Origin of the sequence: Kitasatospora sp. NPDC093558 (genome assembly GCF_040683475.1) — a bacterium.
Taxonomy (GTDB): Bacteria; Actinomycetota; Actinomycetes; order Streptomycetales; family Streptomycetaceae; genus Kitasatospora.
The window spans coordinates 1-1,178 of the sequence record NZ_JBFBDY010001301.1; the positions used below are offsets into that span (position 1 = coordinate 1).

The 1,178-nt window shown below is 73.4% G+C and carries 1 protein-coding gene; it reads right to left on the reverse strand.

Going from position 1 to position 1,178, the window contains the following annotated elements; translation table 11 throughout:
- A partial coding sequence (locus tag AB0O00_RS40530; protein ID WP_363659665.1) for an amino acid adenylation domain-containing protein occupies window positions 1-1,178 on the reverse strand: 1,178 nt, incomplete at both ends.

Below are 1,178 nucleotides of genomic sequence, written 5' to 3' on the forward strand. Positions count from 1 at the left end.
CGGTCACAGCCGGTACGGCGGCGGCGACCAGGCGTCGCGCCGCCCCCTCGCCCGCCACCGTGACGACAGCCCGGCCGACGCCCGCGTGGTCCTGCAGGGCCGCTTCGATCTCACCGAGCTCGATGCGGTGGCCACGGATCTTGACCTGCCGGTCGGCCCGGCCCAGGAACTCCAGCATGCCGTCCGGCCAGTACCGTCCGAGATCGCCGGTCCGGTACCAGCGTTCGCTGCCCAGCGATACGAACTGGCGCTCGGTCTGCTCAGCTGCTCCGCGGTAGCCGCGGGCGACTCCCGCGCCGCCGATCCACAGCTCCCCCGCCACCCAGTTCGGGCAGTCACGGCCATGCGGGTCGACGACCCGGTAGCGCTGGTTGCGCAGCGGATACCCGTACGGGATCGAGCGCCAGGTGGGCTCGACCTCGGCGACCTCGAAGGCATTCGACCAGATCGCCGCCTCGGTCGCACCGCCGAGCGCGACGAACCGGCAGCCGGGTCGCCGGGCCGCGAGGCGTCCGGGCAGGTCCAGGCCCACCCAGTCCCCGGAGACCAGTACCAGCCGCAAGGGCAGAAGGCCATCCCCGCCTTCTGCCACCACGAGCAGCATGTCCAGCAGGGCCGGGACGGTGTTCCAGAGCGTCACCTCGTGGCGCCGGGCCAGCTCGAGCCAACGCCGGGCGTCGCGCCGGGCTTCCTCCTCGATCAGGACGGCCGCGCCCCCGGCCGAGAGCGGGCCGAAGATGTCGTAGACGGAGAGGTCGAAGTCCAGTGCGGACACCGCGAGCACGCGGTCGTGCTCGCCGATCGCGTAGCGCTCGTTGAGGTCGGTGACGGTGTTGGCCGCCGCGCGATGCGTGATCTCCACGCCCTTGGGGTCGCCGGTGGAGCCGGAGGTGAAGATGACGTACGCGAGCTCGTCCGGGTCGGACTCGACCGGTCGGGCCATCGGCCCGGCGGGCGGAAGGTCGTCGATCGCGACCGGCACGACGGCACCGGACCAGGTCGAGGCCGCCTTCGCGGCCTGGTCGGTGACGACGAGGCGGACGCCTGCCAGGCCGTGGATGCGCTCCCGCCGTGCCGCCGGCTGGTCCACGCCGACCGGCAGGTAGGCCGCTCCCGCGGCGAGCACGCCGAGCACGGCGGCGATCTGGTCGGGCCCCTTGGGCAGGGTCACGGCGACC